The 18,457-nt window shown below is 56.3% G+C and carries 10 protein-coding genes; 6 read left to right on the forward strand and 4 right to left on the reverse strand.

The features are described 5' to 3' along the window. Positions 1 to 254: 254 nt before the first annotated feature. Both K7H09_RS01475 and K7H09_RS01480 read left to right on the forward strand, forming a co-directional pair. Positions 255 to 8,309 (forward strand): Ig-like domain-containing protein, encoded by an 8,055-nt coding sequence (locus tag K7H09_RS01475; RefSeq protein ID WP_230803251.1) that lies wholly within the window; start codon positions 255 to 257, stop codon positions 8,307 to 8,309. An 87-nt stretch (positions 8,310 to 8,396) separates the two neighbouring features. Next, on the forward strand, positions 8,397 to 8,717 hold the full coding sequence (locus tag K7H09_RS01480; RefSeq protein ID WP_022522757.1) for a hypothetical protein: 321 nt from the start codon (positions 8,397 to 8,399) through the stop codon (positions 8,715 to 8,717). Between the two features lie 23 nt (positions 8,718 to 8,740). Here the strand turns inward: K7H09_RS01480 and K7H09_RS01485 are convergent, their stop codons facing one another. From K7H09_RS01485 to K7H09_RS01495, 3 genes are all read right to left on the reverse strand, one after another. Further along, positions 8,741 to 10,642 (reverse strand): bifunctional diguanylate cyclase/phosphodiesterase, encoded by a 1,902-nt coding sequence (locus K7H09_RS01485; RefSeq protein ID WP_230803252.1) that lies wholly within the window; start codon positions 10,640 to 10,642, stop codon positions 8,741 to 8,743. 14 nt (positions 10,643 to 10,656) lie between these two features. After that, positions 10,657 to 11,358 carry a transglutaminase-like cysteine peptidase gene (locus K7H09_RS01490; RefSeq protein ID WP_009287953.1) on the reverse strand — a complete coding sequence of 234 codons (702 nt, stop codon included), beginning with the start codon at positions 11,356 to 11,358 and terminating at the stop codon, positions 10,657 to 10,659. Between the two features lie 86 nt (positions 11,359 to 11,444). Further along, complete coding sequence (locus K7H09_RS01495; protein ID WP_230803253.1) at positions 11,445 to 12,149, reverse strand: arylesterase; 705 nt, start codon at positions 12,147 to 12,149, stop codon at positions 11,445 to 11,447. A 76-nt stretch (positions 12,150 to 12,225) separates the two neighbouring features. Between K7H09_RS01495 and K7H09_RS01500 the strand changes: the two genes are divergently transcribed. The 4 genes from K7H09_RS01500 to K7H09_RS01515 all read left to right on the forward strand — a co-directional run bounded on the left by K7H09_RS01500 (position 12,226) and on the right by K7H09_RS01515 (position 17,857). Then, positions 12,226 to 13,026 (forward strand): ABC transporter ATP-binding protein, encoded by an 801-nt coding sequence (locus K7H09_RS01500; protein WP_022522761.1) that lies wholly within the window; start codon positions 12,226 to 12,228, stop codon positions 13,024 to 13,026. Then, positions 13,023 to 15,614, forward strand: a complete 2,592-nt coding sequence (locus tag K7H09_RS01505) for an ABC transporter permease (RefSeq protein ID WP_230803254.1) — start codon at positions 13,023 to 13,025, stop codon at positions 15,612 to 15,614. The genes K7H09_RS01500 and K7H09_RS01505 overlap by 4 nt, the downstream gene beginning before the upstream one ends. A 278-nt stretch (positions 15,615 to 15,892) precedes the next feature. After that, entirely contained in the window at positions 15,893 to 16,810 is a 918-nt protein-coding gene (locus K7H09_RS01510; protein WP_230803256.1) for an alpha/beta fold hydrolase, read from the forward strand. A 15-nt stretch (positions 16,811 to 16,825) separates the two neighbouring features. Beyond that, the gene (locus tag K7H09_RS01515; protein WP_027958403.1) at positions 16,826 to 17,857 is read left to right on the forward strand and encodes a patatin-like phospholipase family protein; all 1,032 of its coding nucleotides are present in this window, start codon (positions 16,826 to 16,828) and stop codon (positions 17,855 to 17,857) included. A gap of 3 nt (positions 17,858 to 17,860) precedes the next feature. Here the strand turns inward: K7H09_RS01515 and K7H09_RS01520 are convergent, their stop codons facing one another. Beyond that, complete coding sequence (locus K7H09_RS01520; protein ID WP_230803258.1) at positions 17,861 to 18,430, reverse strand: Smr/MutS family protein; 570 nt, start codon at positions 18,428 to 18,430, stop codon at positions 17,861 to 17,863. Positions 18,431 to 18,457 lie beyond the last annotated feature (27 nt).

The raw sequence follows: 18,457 nt of genomic DNA on the forward strand, positions 1-18,457 counted from the left end.
GCTTCTTTGATCAGCTAGCGTTAGCGATCTCTGTTCTTTTGTTCGGTGAATTGGCTGTAAGTGCCCCCTGACACGACAGTTGCGAACCTCACCAACACACTCTTCCTATTATTTTGCCCGTATTGTCCACCGGTACAATATGCAACTGTCTTAATCAAGACTAGCCTTGTTCCAAAATGCCGCTAATAGCTATTTTTCACAGGGCTTGGCAAAGCGGCGACCTCTTTAATTAAACGGTGGGTGGAGAACAGCGCATGGCAACGGCGACGGTTACAGCGATTTCAGGTCAGGCATGGGCACGTGACGAAGACGGCAACTTGCGCGAACTGCGCATTGGCGACGTTCTTCAGGAGGGCGAAACGCTCATCACATCTGAGGATGGTCGTGTGGAGCTAGACTTTGCCGACGGAACAGGCGCTAACGTTGTCGAGGGTGGCCAAGAAGTTGCTGTTACGCCCGAGCTTGATGTTGACGCAATTGTAGCCACAGATGCCAGCGCCCAAGACGACGATCTTGAAGCGCTACTTGCCGCTCTTGACGACGAAGAAGGAGATCTCCTCGATCTTCTTGACGCGACTGCTGCCGGTGGTGGCGCCGGCGGCGGTGGTGGCGGTAGCGATTTCGTTCGCGTTGCACGTATTGCTGAAGAAACCGACCCATTAAGTTTCGAGACTGAAGGCGGTCTAGACTCCGCTGAGCTTGTTGAATTTGATGATGTTGCGTTGGCTGCCGACGCCGACGCCGACGCCGACGCCGATGCCGATGCGGACGCTGACGCCGATGCAGATGCCGACGCGGATGCTGACGCAGACGCAGATGCAGATGCAGATGCAGATGCAGATGCAGATGCAGATGCAGATGCAGATGCAGATGCAGATGCTGACGCGGATGCCGACGCTGACGCCGATGCCGACGCTGATGCCGATGCTGACGCAGATGCCGACGCGGATGCGGACGCAGATGCCGATGCGGATGCGGACGCAGATGCAGATGCGGATGCAGACGCAGATGCAGATGCCGATGCAGATGCAGATGCAGATGCTGACGCAGATGCCGACGCGGATGCTGACGCAGATGCCGATGCGGATGCAGACGCTGATGCCGACGCCGACGCTGACGCTGATGCAGACGCGGATGCAGATGCAGATGCTGACGCAGATGCAGATGCTGACGCAGATGCAGATGCAGATGCGGATGCCGACGCTGATGCGGATGCGGATGCTGACGCCGACGCTGATGCTGCCCCTGACGCTGCCTCTGACTCTGACGCTGACGCTGACGCTGACGCTGACGCTGACGCTGACGCTGACGCTGACGCTGACGCTGACGCTGACGCTGACGCTGACGCTGACGCTGACGCTGACGCTGACGCTGACGCTGACGCTGACGCTGACGCTGACGCTGACGCCGATGCCGATGCGGACGCTGATGCGGATGCAGACGCCGACGCCGACGCCGACGCTGATGCCGATGCAGACGCTGATGCTGATGCGGATGCGGACGCTGACTCCGACGCTGATGCAGACGCCGACGCGGACGCAGATGCTGACGCGGATGCTGACGCAGATGCCGACGCGGATGCGGACGCAGATGCAGATGCTGATGCGGATGCCGATGCTGACGCCGACGCTGATGCCGATGCGGACGCTGATGCGGATGCAGACGCCGACGCCGATGCCGATGCTGACGCAGATGCCGATGCTGATGCGGATGCAGACGCCGATGCCGATGCCGATGCCGACGCTGATGCCGACGCCGACGCCGACGCCGACGCCGACGCTGATGCAGACGCTGACGCGGATGCAGATGCTGACGCGGATGCCGATGCCGATGCAGATGCGGATGCTGACTCCGACGCTGATGCTGACGCCGATGCCGATGCGGACGCTGATGCTGACGCCGATGCCGATGCGGACGCTGATGCGGATGCAGACGCCGATGCCGACGCTGATGCCGACGCCGACGCCGACGCCGATGCAGACGCGGATGCCGATGCAGACGCCGATGCTGACGCGGATGCTGATGCAGATGCCGATGCTGACGCAGATGCTGACGCAGATGCTGACGCAGATGCTGACGCTGATGCAGATGCTGACGCAGACGCTGACGCCGATGCAGATGCTGACGCAGACGCCGATGCAGATGCTGACGCAGACGCCGATGCAGATGCTGACGCCGATGCAGATGCTGATGCAGACGCCGACGCTGACGCAGATGCCGATGCAGATGCTGACGCGGATGCAGATGCGGATGCAGATGCTGATGCAGATGCTGACGCAGACGCTGACGCCGATGCAGATGCTGACGCGGATGCAGATGCTGACGCAGATGCAGATGCTGATGCAGATGCTGATGCAGACGCAGATGCCGATGCTGACGCGGATGCAGACGCCGATGCAGACGCCGATGCAGATGCCGACGCAGACGCGGATGCCGACGCAGACGCTGATGCTGACGCAGATGCGGATGCTGACGCCGATGCGGACGCTGACGCCGATGCAGATGCGGATGCTGATGCAGATGCGGATGCTGACGCCGATGCGGACGCTGACGCCGATGCAGATGCGGATGCGGATGCAGATGCAGACGCTGATGCAGATGCAGATGCAGACGCCGATGCGGACGCTGATGCGGATTTAGAAGCCACCATCACCATCGACACCATCGCCGGTGACGACGTGATCAACGCTGCCGAGGCTGAGCAGAACTTCACAGCTGTCAGCGGCACGGTGAGTGGTGACGTGGTAGCGGGTGATCAAGTCACGTTGAGTGTAAATGGCAACAGCTACACCACTAGCGTGGTCGACGACGGTGCGGGCAACCTAGGCTACAGCACTACCGTGGCAACCGCTGACCTGATTGCCGACAACAGTGTGGAAGCGAGCGTGACCGCTACCGACGCGGCGGGTAACAGCGAGACCGCCACCGCCACGCGTGACATCACGGCCGACACCGAGATCGCCGCGGGCATCACCATCGACACCATTGCCGGTGACGACGTGATCAACGGCGAAGAAGCCGCTGAAACCAACACCACCATCACTGGCACGGTGAGCGGTGACGTGGCGGCGGGTGACCAGGTTACGTTGAGTGTTAATGGCAACAGCTACACCACTAACGTGGTCGATGACGGTGCAGGCAATCTGAGCTACAGCACTACCGTGGCAACCGCTGACCTGATCGCTGACAACAGCGTGGAAGCGCGCGTGACCGCTACCGACGCGGCGGGTAACAGCGAGACCGCCACCGCCACGCGTGACATCACGGCCGACACCGAGATTGCCGCGGGCATCACCATCGACACCATTGCCGGTGACGACGTGATCAACGGCGAAGAAGCCGCTGAAACCAACACCACCATCACTGGCACGGTGAGCGGTGACGTGGCGGCGGGTGACCAGGTTACGTTGAGTGTTAATGGCAACAGCTACACCACTAACGTGGTCGATGACGGTGCAGGCAATCTGAGCTACAGCACTACCGTGGCAACCGCTGACCTGATCGCTGACAACAGCGTGGAAGCGCGCGTGACCGCTACCGACGCGGCGGGTAACAGCGAGACCGCCACCGCCACGCGTGACATCACGGCCGACACCGAGATTGCCGCGGGCATCACCATCGACACCATTGCCGGTGACGACGTGATCAACGCCGAAGAAGCCACTGAAACCAACACCACCATCACTGGCACGGTGAGCGGTGACGTGGCGGCGGGTGACCAAGTCACGCTGAGCGTGAACGGTAACAGCTACACCGGCGATGTGGTGGACGATGGCGCAGGCAACCTGGGCTACAGCATCGACGTGCTCACAGCCGACCTAATCGCTGACAACAGTGTGGAAGCGAGCGTGACCGCTACCGACGCGGCGGGTAACAGCGAGACCGCCACCGCCACGCGTGACATCACGGCCGACACCGAGATTGCCGCGGGCATCACCATCGACACCATTGCCGGTGACGACGTGATCAACGCCGAAGAAGCCACTGAAACCAACACCACCATCACTGGCACGGTGAGCGGTGACGTGGCGGCGGGTGACCAAGTCACGCTGAGCGTGAACGGTAACAGCTACACCGGCGATGTGGTGGACGATGGCGCAGGCAACCTGGGCTACAGCATCGACGTGCTCACAGCCGACCTAATCGCTGACAACAGTGTGGAAGCGAGCGTGACCGCTACCGACGCGGCGGGTAACAGCGAGACCGCCACCGCCACGCGTGACATCACGGCCGACACCGAGATTGCCGCGGGCATCACCATCGACACCATTGCCGGTGACGACGTGATCAACGCCGAAGAAGCCACTGAAACCAACACCACCATCACTGGCACGGTGAGCGGTGACGTGGCGGCGGGTGACCAAGTCACGCTGAGCGTGAACGGTAACAGCTACACCGGCGATGTGGTGGACGATGGCGCAGGCAACCTGGGCTACAGCATCGACGTGCTCACAGCCGACCTAATCGCTGACAACAGTGTGGAAGCGAGCGTGACCGCTACCGACGCGGCGGGTAACAGCGAGACCGCCACCGCCACGCGTGACATCACGGCCGACACCGAGATTGCCGCGGGCATCACTATCGACACCATCGCCGGTGACGACATGATCAACGCTGCCGAGGCTGAGCAAAACTTCACAGCTGTCAGCGGCACGGTGAGCGGTGACGTGGTAGCGGGTGATCAAGTCACGTTGAGTGTAAATGGCAACAGCTACACTACTAGCGTGGTCGACGACGGTGCGGGCAACCTGAGCTACAGCACTACCGTGGCAACCGCCGACCTGATCGCCGACAGCAGTGTGGAAGCAAGCGTGACCGCCACCGACGCGGCGGGTAACAGCCAGACCGCGACCGAAACACGTGACATCACGGTCAACACCGACGCCTCCGCCACCATCACCATCGACACCATCGCCGGTGACGACGTGATCAACGGCGAAGAAGCCACCCAGACCATCAGCGTCACCGGCAGCGTGGGCGGCGACGCCCAAGCCGGCGACACCGTCACCCTGAGCGTGGGCGACGACAGCTACAGCGGCCAAGTGGACGCCGACGGCAACTACGCCATCGACGTGCCCGGATCGGTGCTGGCCGAGAACGACAGCATCAGTGCTGAAGTGACCGGCGAAGACGCCGCGGGCAACACCTACAGCGCCGACACTGCGCGTGACTACGGCGTGGACACCGACGCCTCCGCCACCATCACCATCGACACCATCGCCGGTGACGACGTGATCAACGGCGAAGAAGCCACCCAGACCATCAGCGTCACCGGCAGCGTGGGCGGCGCTGCCCAAGCCGGCGACACCGTCACCCTGCGCGTGGGTGACGACAGCTACAGCGGCCAAGTGGACGCCGACGGCAACTACGCCATCGACGTGCCCGGATCGGTGCTGGCCGAGAACGACAGCATCAGTGCTGAAGTGACCGGCGAAGACGCCGCGGGCAATGCCTACAGCGCCGATGCCGACCGTGAGTATGCGGTAGATGCAGCCCCAGAGGCTGCGGATGGACAAGTAACAGGTGAGGAAGACACTGCTTTAATATTGAAATGGAGTGACTTTAATATCACTGACGATTCACCTGCTGATGAACAGGGAATTGTGATTACCAATTTGCCAGCCTCTGGAACATTGGAGTTCCAAGATACCGATGGGCAGTGGCAGATTGTGGATGAAGATGCAAGTTTCTCCAGAGCAGAAATAGATGCTGGGCAACTGCGCTTTATGCCAGACACGAATGAGTCGGGCTTCGACAGTTATGGCGGTGAAGGGGTAGGGAACCAGGAAGCTGACTATGCTCAGTTGCAGTTCATGCCCACTGATGCCCTCAATGAAGGGGCTGAAGCTACCCTCACAATTGACATCAGGCCGGTGGCCGATGCGCCCGCTATCTCAGTGTCGCTGGGTGACACACTAGAGTCTGTACGTGCCTCAGTCATTACGGTTGAGCATAACGGCTCTACTATCACCATTGAGGGCACTGACATCAGTGCTGAAGGAATCAGTGGTGAGGTTATCAAACCACCGTTTAGTGATGGCAATCTAAACCCTGGTAGTGCCAATAATACTAGCGGTGTGGATGTTATTGCGCTCATCGGTGACTTCGATGAGCTGGTGAATGGCAGCCAGGCAGTCAATTCGATCAATGGTGATGACAAAGACTATATCTACTTAAACAAACCGTTGACGAGCTATGCCGTTAATCTGGGCGAGCAGCATCAAAACTCTGGCTATGACGGAACTATCACCGATTTGGCAACGGGTGTGACTATTAGTGTTAATAACATTCGTGGGGTCATATATGGCGATGGCTCAACTATGTTGCCCTCTGATGCGACTACCACTATTACCCAAACCGGCTATGACATTATCGAAGTCGAGCTCTCTACGCTATTAGCGGATGAGGACGGTAGCGAGGTACTTTCAGATATTGTTTTGACGAACGTCCCAGCAGGGGTGGAGCTGACCGGTGAGGGTGTGGTTAGCCAGCCGGATGGCAGTTGGCTGGTGGCTAATCCTACTGGGGATAGCATCGATCAACTGAAGTTAACGATGAAAGTACCTGTGAATGTCGGGGCGTTTGATATCACGGCTACGGTAACTTCAAGTGAGGTCTATGAGGATGCCGCTGGAGACCAGCAAGTCATAGATAGTGAAACAAGCACTGATACCACCGCAGTAGAGCAATATAATATCGTGGTGGGTTCACCCGGTGGTGATACCATCACGGGTACCAGTGCAAATGACATCATTATTGGTGATGTTGCTGGTCTGCAGTTAGTACCAGGTGAAAACTACAACCTTGCGTTCATGGTGGATACATCGGGCAGTATGTCGAATGCCGATATTGCCAATGCTAAGGCATCGCTGACCGAAGTGTTCAATACACTTAAAGAGAGTGTAGGCGAGGATAACGCCGGGACAGTAAACATCTTCTTAGTCGAGTTTGACTCTCAGTCAGGCAGAAATGTCAGTGTTAATTTGTCTGATCCGCAAGCGCTACCAAAACTGCAAGCAGTGCTAGAAGGGTTCCAGCGTGGCGGCGGGACTAATTATGAAGATGTATTTAAGACTACTGCCAACTGGTTCTATACAGACGCCGTCCAAGACAATTCTGGTACCAACCAGACCTACTTCATTACCGATGGTTTGCCGACTTATTATCAGCGGTATGAGCAAACAACAGTTCGGGTTGCTTCAGGTTTTTGGGTGTCCGATCAAGACCTTAATATCAGCTCTATCGATTACCAGCCGGGACAAACTGTTTCTATAAATATTGGTGGTCGGGAGCTGGAGGTTGTTGATCAGAGCGGTAATGTTTACGAGTGGAGCCAGAATGTCTTCGGAGGGTGGTCGAAATCGAGAAGTCCCATTGGTCAGGTTAATGCCGATGGGGAGGGCGGTTATGAGATTTCTGTACTTGGTGGTAATGGCAGTAGCACCACGCAAACTGTAATTCAGAACTCACAGGAAGCATTTGCACAGCTAGACGGTATGTCATCGGTCAATGCAATCGGTTTGGGCAACGAACTGAATGAAAATAGCCTTCAGGCATATGACTCCGATGGCATAGTGCAGTCGAATATCGACCCGGAACAGCTCGCTGATGCGATTCTTGGCGAAAATGTTCAATTGCCGTCCGGCGACGACACAATTTCCGGAGGTGAGGGTGATGATATTCTGTTTGGAGATCAAGTTACCTTCGCGGGGGTTGAAGGTAACGGCTTGCCGGCTATGAAGGCTTATATTGCAGGCCAATTGGGTATCGCAGATCCTAACCAAGTTTCTGCCGAGCAAATCCATCAGTACATCAGCGACAATCATGGAGAGTTTAATAACTCCGCAGCGACAGGCGGTAATGATATTCTCATCGGAGGAGATGGCGATGATATCTTGTTGGCACAAGGTGGGAATGACACGCTGATTGGAGGGGCTGGCGATGACATCATGTATGGGGGCGCAGGTGCTGATACTTTTGCCTGGGAATTTGGCGATCAGGGTACGACAGATCAGCCAGCCATGGATCAGGTAATGGACTTCACTCAGGGAGAGTTCGGTACGGATGACAACGCTGATAGGCTCGATCTTTCTGATCTTCTGAAGGGTGAGGATAGTAGCGAGTACATCTTTGCCGAGGAAGATGGTGCAGGCAATGTCGTCCTTAATATCAGCGCTCAAGGTAGTACGAGCGGTGTTGATCAGCAGATAGCGCTTGAAGGTAAATCCTTTAGTGACTTTGGGGTCAATAATGGAGAGGATTTGATCGCTAAGCTGATCGCGGATGGTCAACTGAAAATCGACCAATAATCTATAATTGTTCTACTGATTAGCTTGATGGCCGCCCTGAAAAGGGCGGCTTTCTTGATTGTAAACCGTTTTCTTTAGGGGGTTATCATGCTCTACACCAAACGTAATACATCCGGCGAGATCCTGATGCTCAGCAAAGAGCCAACGTCAGAGTGCAACGAAACGATTGATCCTGATTCACCTGAGGTACTGGCTTTCCTTGCTGATCAGCCAGGATCCTCAGCACACTTTATAGCGTCTGACTTAGCGTTTGTGAGGGTGGTAGAAGATATTCTTGAGGTGTTACTAAACAAGGGAGTCATCACTTTCACTGACCTTCCGGAAGCTGCACAGGCGAAAGTGATGGAGCGTAAGTCCTTGCGGGTTAAAAATGATGTAGGTTTGCTAAGCGACGACGACACTATCTAGTCGTCGTCGATTGCGTTTATGCGTTAAAGGCGTATGCCTGGTCCGGTGGCTCCATCGACACCCACGCGGAACAGGCAGGCTATTTCCTCATCGTCTGCAACGCCTTCCCCTATCACCTGAATGCCCAATGAATGGCAGAGCGTAGCCATGCCGCGGACAATGGTTTGCTGCTCATTTGAAGCATGCAGTTGGTGAATAAGACTGCTATCCATTTTTAAGTAAGCAAGACCCACATCGTGTAAATCTGCAAGTTTGGTGAACTCTGCCCCCACATGCTCTATACCAAACGTGCAACCAAGGGGCCGTAAGGCGGTACAAAGCCCTCGTAAGCTACCAATCGCGTGCGTGCTAAGCGTGGCGGGCACTTCAAAGCAGAGCTGCTTGGCCAATAGTGGGTGTGCTGTCAACAGAGTCCGTAGCTCGTTAACAAACTGCGTATTAGTGATCGATGCCGCAGAGAGGTTAATGCCTACCGGCTTTAGATCATCTTCTAGATTAGCGAGCGCTTTTTTGACCACGGCTAAATCAAGTGCAGGCTCCATCTCAAAGCGGGTGATCCAGGGAATAAAGACTCCGGCGGTTTGCCACTCCCCACCTAGCAGTAAGCGAGCCGGGCATTCGTAATGGATGATGTCTCCGTGAGCGTCTACTACCGGGAAGTACGCTAACTCAGGGCCAACCAGGATTGCTGCTTCCAGTGCATTTCGCCATTCGGCATGGCTGCTGTAGAGTGAAATACGCTTGCGCTGACGCACGACTACCTGTTCAAAGGACGTTAGGCTTTCGGCTTGTGCCAAAGCGTCATCCAGGGTGGCTAACAGTGTGCCGCGATCATCATGTGGAGCATAAGGTACAATCGCCGTTGGTAGATAAACCTCCACGTCGGGCTGCGTGGCGGCTATCTCGGCTAACGCTGCCATCACCTGAATTCGAAGCTCCTCTACATCATCCATAAGCGGCAGCATAAAGATAAAATCGCTGCCGTTAAGGCGGCCTACCATTGGTTCTGCCGACGCACTGTCCAATTGCCCCAACTGGGTAACCAGCGTATTTAATAGTTGGTCGGTGGCAGCGTAGCCGAGCTGCTCATTGAGTGACTCTAATGCCTGTACGCGAACCATGATCAACATGCCCGTTGCGCGGGCATCTTCACTGCCCAATTGAGACGAAAGCTTACCCATAAACACGTCGCGATTCAGCGCACCGGTGACTCGGTCATGCTGTAAATGGCGGCGTAACTCGTCCAGCTTATGGCTTTCATGACTGAGCATCTGATGGACATTGGCAGAAAGCACGTTCATTGCTTGAGTGACTTGGCGTAACTCCAGCGTGCGTGGCTCCTTAATAGTGGTAAACCGCCGCGCACTGATATCTTGCGCCTGAGTGACGACGCGGGAAAGGGGGTGCTTAATACCACGAACGATCACGGTAGCAATCGCTAAACTAATTACTCCGGCAAGTAAAAACCAAGCAGCGAGTTCCAGCATGCTGCGCCATAAAGAGGCGTAGGCAAAACTGTGTTGGCTCTCAAGCTCCAACGTACCGTACTGTCGCCAGCCATCTTGAATCGTCGCGGTGCCGTTGGGCACATCAAACTCAATAAGCTGACGAAACCAGGCGGGCACATCGCCACTATACTCTTCGGCGGAGCGTTCAATAAGTACGCTATCGTCCGTATCGCGCAGGGTGATTCGGCGGTAGTAGCCGGTGTCAAATTGAGCTGCGATTAACAGTTCGAGGGTGACAAGGTCTTTATCGAGCTGGCTCATTGAAAGCGCCAGAGCGGTAGCATTGTCAGCGTTCTTAATGCGCACTTCCTGTTCGATATAATCGCGGCTAGTGGTAATACTAATGGCAAGACTACCAATGAACGACAGCAGCAGCAGGGCGATAATGGCAATCCAAAGTTGTTTGATAAGTGACATCGTGCCAATTCCTCTTAAATGAAACCCTGGGTTTGCATACGTTCAATGACGCTGCGCCAGCGTGATAGCCGAGCCAATGGGTCTGCGCGGGATTCAGAAGAACCACCTGCCCAAAGTCCATCGCTATTAAAACTAAACAGTGGGTCGAGATCAGTACGCTGAGAGGCAGGGGTGATAGACGGTACAATATTGTCTAGCACCAACGGTTCTGCATCTGGGGTCGAGTAATAGCCTAGCACCATGTGGGCTTGGGTAATTTGACTACGCCCAATGCGCGCACGGACATAAATCATGCGTAGGTACTGACTAGTAATGCCTAATTGTTTAAGGGTAATGTACTTGGCAATGGAGTAATCCTCGCAATCTCCCTGGCCTTTACCCATTGCTTCCAAAGGCGTAGCCCAATAATCCTCTTGCCCCCACACCTGGATATCGTCAATCCACCGGATGCGGCGATTAAAGAAGTCATTAACCCCACGCAGCTTGGCTTGAACGTCTTGGTTTTGTAGCTGTTGAAGCAGGTTAAACCACTCCTCTAATACGGACAAACCAGCCTGCCCATACTGTTGCTGCATGCTTTGGCGTAGGCGTTGTGGATCAAACGCTGCGGCAGGCGTTGGATGAATGCCAAGACCTGCGCCTAACCAAAGCGCGCCGACTGTTGCTAAGAACTGTCGACGCGAGAATGTAGGAGTGTGATGCGAGGATGCAGGCATGAGTCGCCGTTAGTAACCGCCAAATAGGGCTTAAGATTACAAGCTGACGAGTGGAAGTGCTACACCTCTCAGTCAAAAGGCTGAGGTTATTGAACCGCTGCCTGATGCGTGGTTTCTAATAGGGGTTCAATTAGCGGCTCAAGTTCGGGCCATATATTGTCGAGGATAATCGGCTGAGCATCGGCGGTAGGGTGAATGCCATCGCTCTGCATTAACGCCTCGTTCAGGGCGATATCCTCCAATAAAAAAGGCACTAGGGAAACGTCATACTCTTCCGCCAGCGAGTGGAAAACCCCGGTGAAGGCGTCTCGGTACGCTTGGCCATAGTTAGGCGGGATATCGATCCCTAGCAGCAGCACCTGAGCACCTGCGTCTTGACTCTGCTCAATCATACTGGCTAGGTTTGCCTGCATTTGATTAGGTGATAAGCCGCGTAGACCATCGTTGCCACCTAGTTCGATGAGAACAATATCCGGCTGCCGCTGTCCGATAAGGTCAGTAAACCTTTGTAATCCGCCGGACGTCGTTTCACCACTAATGCTGGCGTTAATGACTTGGGCATCACCTTCCAAGCGTTCTTCCAGTAGGTTCACCCAGCCCTGATCACGCTCTATGCCGTAAGCGGCGCTTAAGCTATCACCCATCACCAGCAGGGTGGGGCCCGGGTTTGTGTCTGCGTTGACAGGCTCTGCGTTGATAGATGATGAGGCAAAGGTGACTATCAGCAGCACCAGCCATCCGGTTACCATGCGGTTCAGTCCATGCCATGCCATAGGGATGCCACGCTTCATGTCTTATTCCTCAAGTTCAAACTCTTCAAGTTCAAGCTCCTTAGATAAAGCTGCCAATGCTGCTACGGATATATCCATGTCGAGCGAGGCATCCCAAGGTGAGCGCCAAGCTACTACCGACAACCAAGCGGTAGCCGATGTTCCCCGCGGCACTGTTAGGCAAGCCGTGCTGCACGCTGACAAACTTTCTAAAAAAGTCACCAGCGGTGAACGCTCGCTCACCATCTTACACGACCTGTCGCTGAGCGTAGCGGCGGGAGAGAGCGTAGCGATTCTGGGTAAGAGCGGTGCGGGTAAATCAACGCTCTTGGGGCTATTAGCGGGTCTTGATACGCCAAGCGACGGTGAACTAACGCTGTTTGGACACGCATTAAGCCGTTTGGATGAAGATGGTCGAGCAGCGCTGCGTGCCGGACGAGTAGGCTTTGTGTTCCAGAACTTTCAATTGCTGCCCACTTTGAGCGCGCTTGAAAACGTCATGTTGCCCCTTGAATTATCGCCCCGCGCCGGGGAAACGCAAACTGCAGCTCAGTGGTTGGAGCGTGTTGGGCTTGGTGAGCGAGTGAACCACTTACCCAAACAGCTTTCCGGCGGCGAGCAGCAGCGCGTTGCCGTGGCGCGTGCTTTCGTGACCGACCCCGAGCTGGTATTTGCTGATGAGCCCACCGGCAACCTGGATCCGGATACCGGTGGGCAAGTCATAGATCTGCTCTTCCAGCTCAACCATGAGGCGGGCACTACGCTTATTCTGGTTACTCACGACCACGCCTTGGCGCGGCGCTGCGATCGCTGCTTGCGGTTAGATCATGGCAAGTTAGAAGCCGTACTTGAAAACATCGTACCAACTGCCGCTTCGATTGATGAGGGCGCGCAATGAGTGATGTGAATTGGCGTTTGGCGATGCGCAGCCTCAAGCGGGATCTGCGCGCAGCTGATGTGCGTGCGCTATTTATTGCCCTGGTATTGGCTGTCGCGGCCTCCACCATGATTGCGTTTTTTCTTGATCGGTTAGAGCGCGGTCTGGAGCGCCAGGCAGGGCAGATGCTGGGCGGTGACCTGGTGCTAGAGCAGCGTGATCCTTTTTCCGAGGAGCTGAGAGAGCGCTTGGAAAACGCTGGTTTTGTGCTTAGCGATCAAGTGGACTTGGTGTCGATGATTAGCCGCGAGGGGCGCTTTCAGCCTGCCAGCTTAAAAGCCGTGGATGAAGTCTACCCTCACTACGGTGTCTCCTACGTGGACTTTGGCAATGGCACCGAGCAAACTGCTTCTGGTCCGCCGCCAGGGGAGGCGTGGGCGGATCCACGCTTGATGGAACTGGTCGAAATCGAGCTGGGTGATCGAGTACAGGTGGGTCAAACTGAACTGGCCGTAACGGGGATCATTGAGCGCGAAGCGGATCAGTCCGGTGGTTTTGGTAGTTTTAACCCGCGCTTGATGCTCAATACGGCAGATGTCGAGGCAACGGGCCTGGTTCAAGAGGGCTCGCGGATTGAGTTTGAAATTCTAGCCGCAGGCCCGCCGGAGGCGCTCGATCAAGTACAAGGCTTACTTGCTGAGCTACGCCGCAATGGGGTAGAGGTGCGGGATGTTCGCGTTGACCGTCCCCAGGTTGGCAATGCGTTACAGCGGGCAGAAAGCTACCTGGGGCTAGCCGGGTTAGCGGCGGTATTGCTGGCGGGTGTGGCCGTGGCAATGTCTACCCGGCGTTATGTCGAGCGCCATTTGGATACCGCTGCGCTACTGCGCTGTTTTGGTGCCAGCCAGCGTCAGTTAGTGACGATTTTCACCCTTCAGTTACTCGGCTTGGCACTGGTCGCGGCAGTCATTGGAGCGCTGCTTGGCCTTCTTGGCCAAGCGGTGCTGATTTGGCTATTGGTGAGTTTTCTACCCATGACACTTCCGCCACCGGGGCTGATGCCACTAGGGTTGGGGGTCTTCACCGCGCTTGCCGTGCTGGTTGGGTTTGCCGGGCCAACGCTGTTGCGTATCAAGCAAGTCAGCGCACTAAAAGTACTGCGTCGTGAGCTAGATCCACTGCCGCCATCGGCTTGGCTGGTCGTTGGCGTAGCGAGCATCGTGTTTGGTGGGTTGCTTTGGCTCTACTCGGGTAGCCTGCCACTGGCGATTGGATTATTGATCGGTGGTGCGCTGCTGCTTGGTGTGCTTTGGATAATTAGTGCCTTATTACTTAGCGGCTTACTGCGTGTTGTGCAGCGGTTCTCAGGGCGCAGTGAGTGGTCACAGGCACTTCGCTTAGGCGGCCGTCAATTGGCACGGCGTCGCCAAGCGGGTCTAGGTCAGTTGCTGGCCTTCTCGGTGACCTTCTTTGCCATGGCGATGATTGTCTTGGTGCGTGGCGATTTGCTAAGCACCTGGCAGGATCAACTGCCTGAAAATACGCCTAACTACTTTGCCATCAATATTCAGCCTTCCGAGCGTGACCCTTTTGAAGCGGCGGTTTCACCACGGGTGGAAACCCAAAGCACCCTCTACCCGATGGTGCGTGGGCGAGTGATAGCGATCAATGATCAGCCACCCAGAGAGGCCGTGCCGCCGGATGCCCGTGGCGACAACTCACTGCGTCGTGAGCTCAACCTTACTTGGCAATCTGAAGTGCCAGAAGGCAACCAAGTGGTGGCTGGCGAGTGGTTCACGCCAGCGCAGCTGGGTAGCAACTCAGGCAGTGAGAGCAGCGATGAAAGCCAAGGCTGGATGAGTGCCGTGGAGGCAACACCACAGTCGGGGCCTGTGCCCATTTCAATGGAGGATGGGCTCGCCGAAAGGCTTGGGCTAAGCATTGGTGATGAGATGACCTTCTCGGTGGGTAGCGACGAGATCACTACCCAAATTACCAGCCTGCGCAGTCTGAATTGGGATAGCTTCCAGCCTAATTTCTTCGTTATTTTCCCGCCGGGCGTGCTGGAGCAGTTTGGCCATAGTTACATCACCGCTTTTCACCTGCCAGACGCGGAACAGGGACTGATTCGTGAGCTGATCACCGACTTCCCAGGCGTCTCGTTGCTTAATGTGGACGCGATTTTAGGTCAGGTGCGGGATGTGCTTGCCCAGGTCACCCGGGCAGTGGAGTTGGTGCTCGCCTTGGTGCTACTGGCAGGGATTAGCGTGCTGTATGCCGCGCTGACCGCAAGCCGCCCGGTGCGTGCCCATGAAAGCGGCCTACTGCGCGTATTTGGCGCAGGCAGCAGAATGATTTCACGGGTACAGGGGGCCGAGTACGCGCTGTTGGGTTTTGCCAGTGGTTTGATGGGCGCAATACTTGCGGAGCTAACCTCGGCCGTACTGTATATTTACCTGCTGGATCTCACCCCGCGTTTGCACCTGGGACTATGGGTTTTCCTTCCCGTTGGCGGGGCGCTATTGATCGGTGTCATTGGGCATGCGCTTTCGCGGGGGTTGCGCCGCCAAGCGCCGGCAGCCAGCCTCGGCCTACTGGGTGAAGCTTAATCCGGTGAGGATTTGACGACTCATGAATCAGCGGGCCAGCCAAAAACCGACGACGGTGGCGCTGATGACAGCTACAAAAAAGACCAGATTACGGGCGCGGGTATCACGACGTGGTTTCATAACGGCACCAATACAGTGTTAAGTACAATGTTAAGTACAAGGTTGAAGTAAAATATGCCTAGCATGGTAACGTTTGTCGTCTGCGCCGTCATCTTACTGATCCAGTGACGCGACCGTTCGTTCAGGATCATTAGCTGTTTATTCAGGACTGTTACTCTATGCCCCAAATCACCCCGGTAGCGCTCTCTGTTGCGCCAAAGCCGCTTTCACTTGCCCAAGGACGCTTAGCGGCGCTGAGCTGGGGGCGTGCTGACGCCCCAACCTGGTTAGCCTTACACGGCTGGCTGGATAATGCGGCCAGCTTTACCCGGTTAGCCCCGCTGTTGGTCGAGGCGTTGGATATTCGTATTGTGGCGCTGGATTTTCGCGGCCATGGTCATTCGGCACACGCGCCACAGGGCGGTGACTATGCCTTATGCGACTATGCTCTTTGGGATTATTGCCATGATGTATTGGATGCCATGGAGTCCTTGGGGCTGGAGCAAACCAGCTTACTGGCCCATTCCATGGGGGCGGCAGTGGCCTGCTTGCTCGCCGCTTCGTTACCCGAACGCGTCGAGCGGCTAACGCTGATTGATGGACTTGGGGCGCTCAATACACCCATTGAAGAGACCGCCAGCCAGCTGCGTAAGGGGCTTACAGCCTACCGTCGGCCGCTGTCACGAGCGCCGCGTTACCCCGATATCGAGAGTGCCGTTGCTGCGCGTGTTGCAGGCGGGGTCACGCCGCTGGATAGCATCACGGCAACGCCGCTAGTAGAGCGTAACACCCAGCCTACTGCTGATGGTCATGTGCAAATGCGCACCGACAGCCGGTTACTGAAGCCGTCCCTGGTGCGCTTTACCCCTCAGCAAGTGCTATCGCTACTGGCGGAAATTAACGCACCGCTGCTATTGATAGAAGGCGAGCAGGGAATTTTAGGCGAGCGCCAATGGGCTCAAGAGGCACGGCAAGCGGTCAAAGGATTAACCCGAAAAGTGCTCAAGGGGGGCCACCATTTACACTTGGAGCCTAGAGCAGTGGCGCAAGTTGCCACGGTTATCGGCACTCACTGGGGTAACACTGGTGCCGTTTAAGGGAGGGAACGCAGCATGAATGAATTGGCTCACGTGAGCAGTGGCAATAAAGTCGCTCTGGTATTGGGCAGCGGTGGTGCCCGTGGCTACGCGCATATCGGCGTGATCGAAGCGCTGGAGGCGCGGGGGTTCGAAATTATTGCCGTATCGGGGTGTTCAATGGGCGCAGTGATTGGCGGTATTTATGCCGCGGGTAAGCTGCCTGAATACCGTGACTGGGTGTGTCAACTCGACTACCTGGATGTGCTCAAACTGGTTGACGTAACCTGGAGCTCGATGGGGGCGATGCGTGCAAGCAAGGTCATGAGCAAACTGGAAGCGCTGGTCGGCGATATTCTGATTGAAGACCTAGCGATCCCCGTCACCACGGTAGCGACAGACCTGGTGCGGCAACGGGAAGTGTGGTTTCAAAGTGGCCCTTTGCTGCAGGCGATTCGTGCCTCAATGGCCGTGCCGGGTGTTATAACCCCTGTTCATCTGGGCGAGCAGGTGCTGGTGGATGGCGGGCTGCTCAACCCGCTGCCGATTATGCCTATGGTAGCCGCGCACCAAGCAGACTTTGTGGTAGCGGTTAATGTGACTGCCCATAGCCCGTTGCCGGTGACCTTGGATGAGTTACTGCCTAAAGAGGAGGAAAAAGCCGATAGCCGCACCCAAAGCGAGATCGACCGCGATCAACGCATGAGCAGTTGGATAGGCGATGTACGCGCAGCTACCCAAAAACTGTGGGCAGGGCTGGGTGCCAATGGTGATGGCGCAAACGGGGAGAGCGACGACAAAGAGCTAGAAGAAACCACTGAAGCGCGCGGCAAGCGCGAGTGGAGCAAGCTCGATATGATTTTGGAGTCATTCGATATTACCCAGGCGGCGTTGGCCAAGTACAAAGTGGCAGGGTATCCACCCGATGTGCTGATCGAAATCCCCAAAACGGTGTGTAGTACTTACGAATTTTACCGGGGCCGAGATTTGATTCGCCTTGGTCGCCACTTGGCAGATGAAGCGCTGGAACGCCGGATGCCCAGTATCGCTTCCGATGCTACCGAGTAACGGCTACTGACCCCGCTTGCGCAGTAGGATGTACACTGCCCCTGTGCCACCATCGAGATCGATGGCCGAGCAGAACGCCAACACCCCCGGCCACTCCCGTAGCCAGGTATTGGTATGGCTTTTGAGTACAGGAAAATCAGAGGTGGTGCCCCACGCTTTGCCATGCACCACCAGCACACAGCGCAGACCTTGCCCCGCTGAATCACGCAGAAAACTCTCCAACTCCGTGCGGGCCTCCTCCAGCGTATAGCCATGCAGATCAAGCCCCGCCTGCCATGCGGTTTGGCCGCGCTTTAGCTGGCTAAACGTGCGCCATGGCAAGTCGGGCACGCTGAACTCGAGGTACTCTGAGGGGCGCACGGCTTCCACCCGGCCATCCGAAGTGCGCCCGCTGGATTGAGGGGCGCTGCTCTCAACCGCCGCGTTGCGCCGTGCTTCATGGGCCTTAACGTCGTGCTTGGGTTTGCCTGGGTCGGCCTGATTAGTGGCGATAGGGCGTACCCCCGCCGCCTTCAAGGCGTCGCGGAAGGCACTGATATCGTCATCATTCGGCAGGTGGCGGTGTCGCGTCATGTCAGGCTCGGGTGGTAGAAAAATGGG

The organism is Halomonas sp. IOP_14 (assembly GCF_021021315.1).
Lineage (GTDB): Bacteria > Pseudomonadota > Gammaproteobacteria > Pseudomonadales > Halomonadaceae > Vreelandella > Vreelandella titanicae.

Bases quoted from the DNA above. Each gene is read 5' to 3' on its own strand.
- K7H09_RS01500 (WP_022522761.1), top strand. From the start codon at position 12,226: ATGTCGAGCGAGGCATCCCAAGGTGAGCGCCAAGCTACTACCGACAAC.
- K7H09_RS01485 (WP_230803252.1), bottom strand. From the start codon at position 10,642: ATGTCACTTATCAAACAACTTTGGATTGCCATTATCGCCCTGCTGCTG.
- K7H09_RS01520 (WP_230803258.1), bottom strand. From the start codon at position 18,430: ATGACGCGACACCGCCACCTGCCGAATGATGACGATATCAGTGCCTTC.
- K7H09_RS01510 (WP_230803256.1), top strand. From the start codon at position 15,893: ATGCCCCAAATCACCCCGGTAGCGCTCTCTGTTGCGCCAAAGCCGCTT.
- K7H09_RS01515 (WP_027958403.1), top strand. From the start codon at position 16,826: ATGAATGAATTGGCTCACGTGAGCAGTGGCAATAAAGTCGCTCTGGTA.
- K7H09_RS01475 (WP_230803251.1), top strand. From the start codon at position 255: ATGGCAACGGCGACGGTTACAGCGATTTCAGGTCAGGCATGGGCACGT.
- K7H09_RS01495 (WP_230803253.1), bottom strand. From the start codon at position 12,149: ATGAAGCGTGGCATCCCTATGGCATGGCATGGACTGAACCGCATGGTA.
- K7H09_RS01505 (WP_230803254.1), top strand. From the start codon at position 13,023: ATGAGTGATGTGAATTGGCGTTTGGCGATGCGCAGCCTCAAGCGGGAT.
- K7H09_RS01480 (WP_022522757.1), top strand. From the start codon at position 8,397: ATGCTCTACACCAAACGTAATACATCCGGCGAGATCCTGATGCTCAGC.
- K7H09_RS01490 (WP_009287953.1), bottom strand. From the start codon at position 11,358: ATGCCTGCATCCTCGCATCACACTCCTACATTCTCGCGTCGACAGTTC.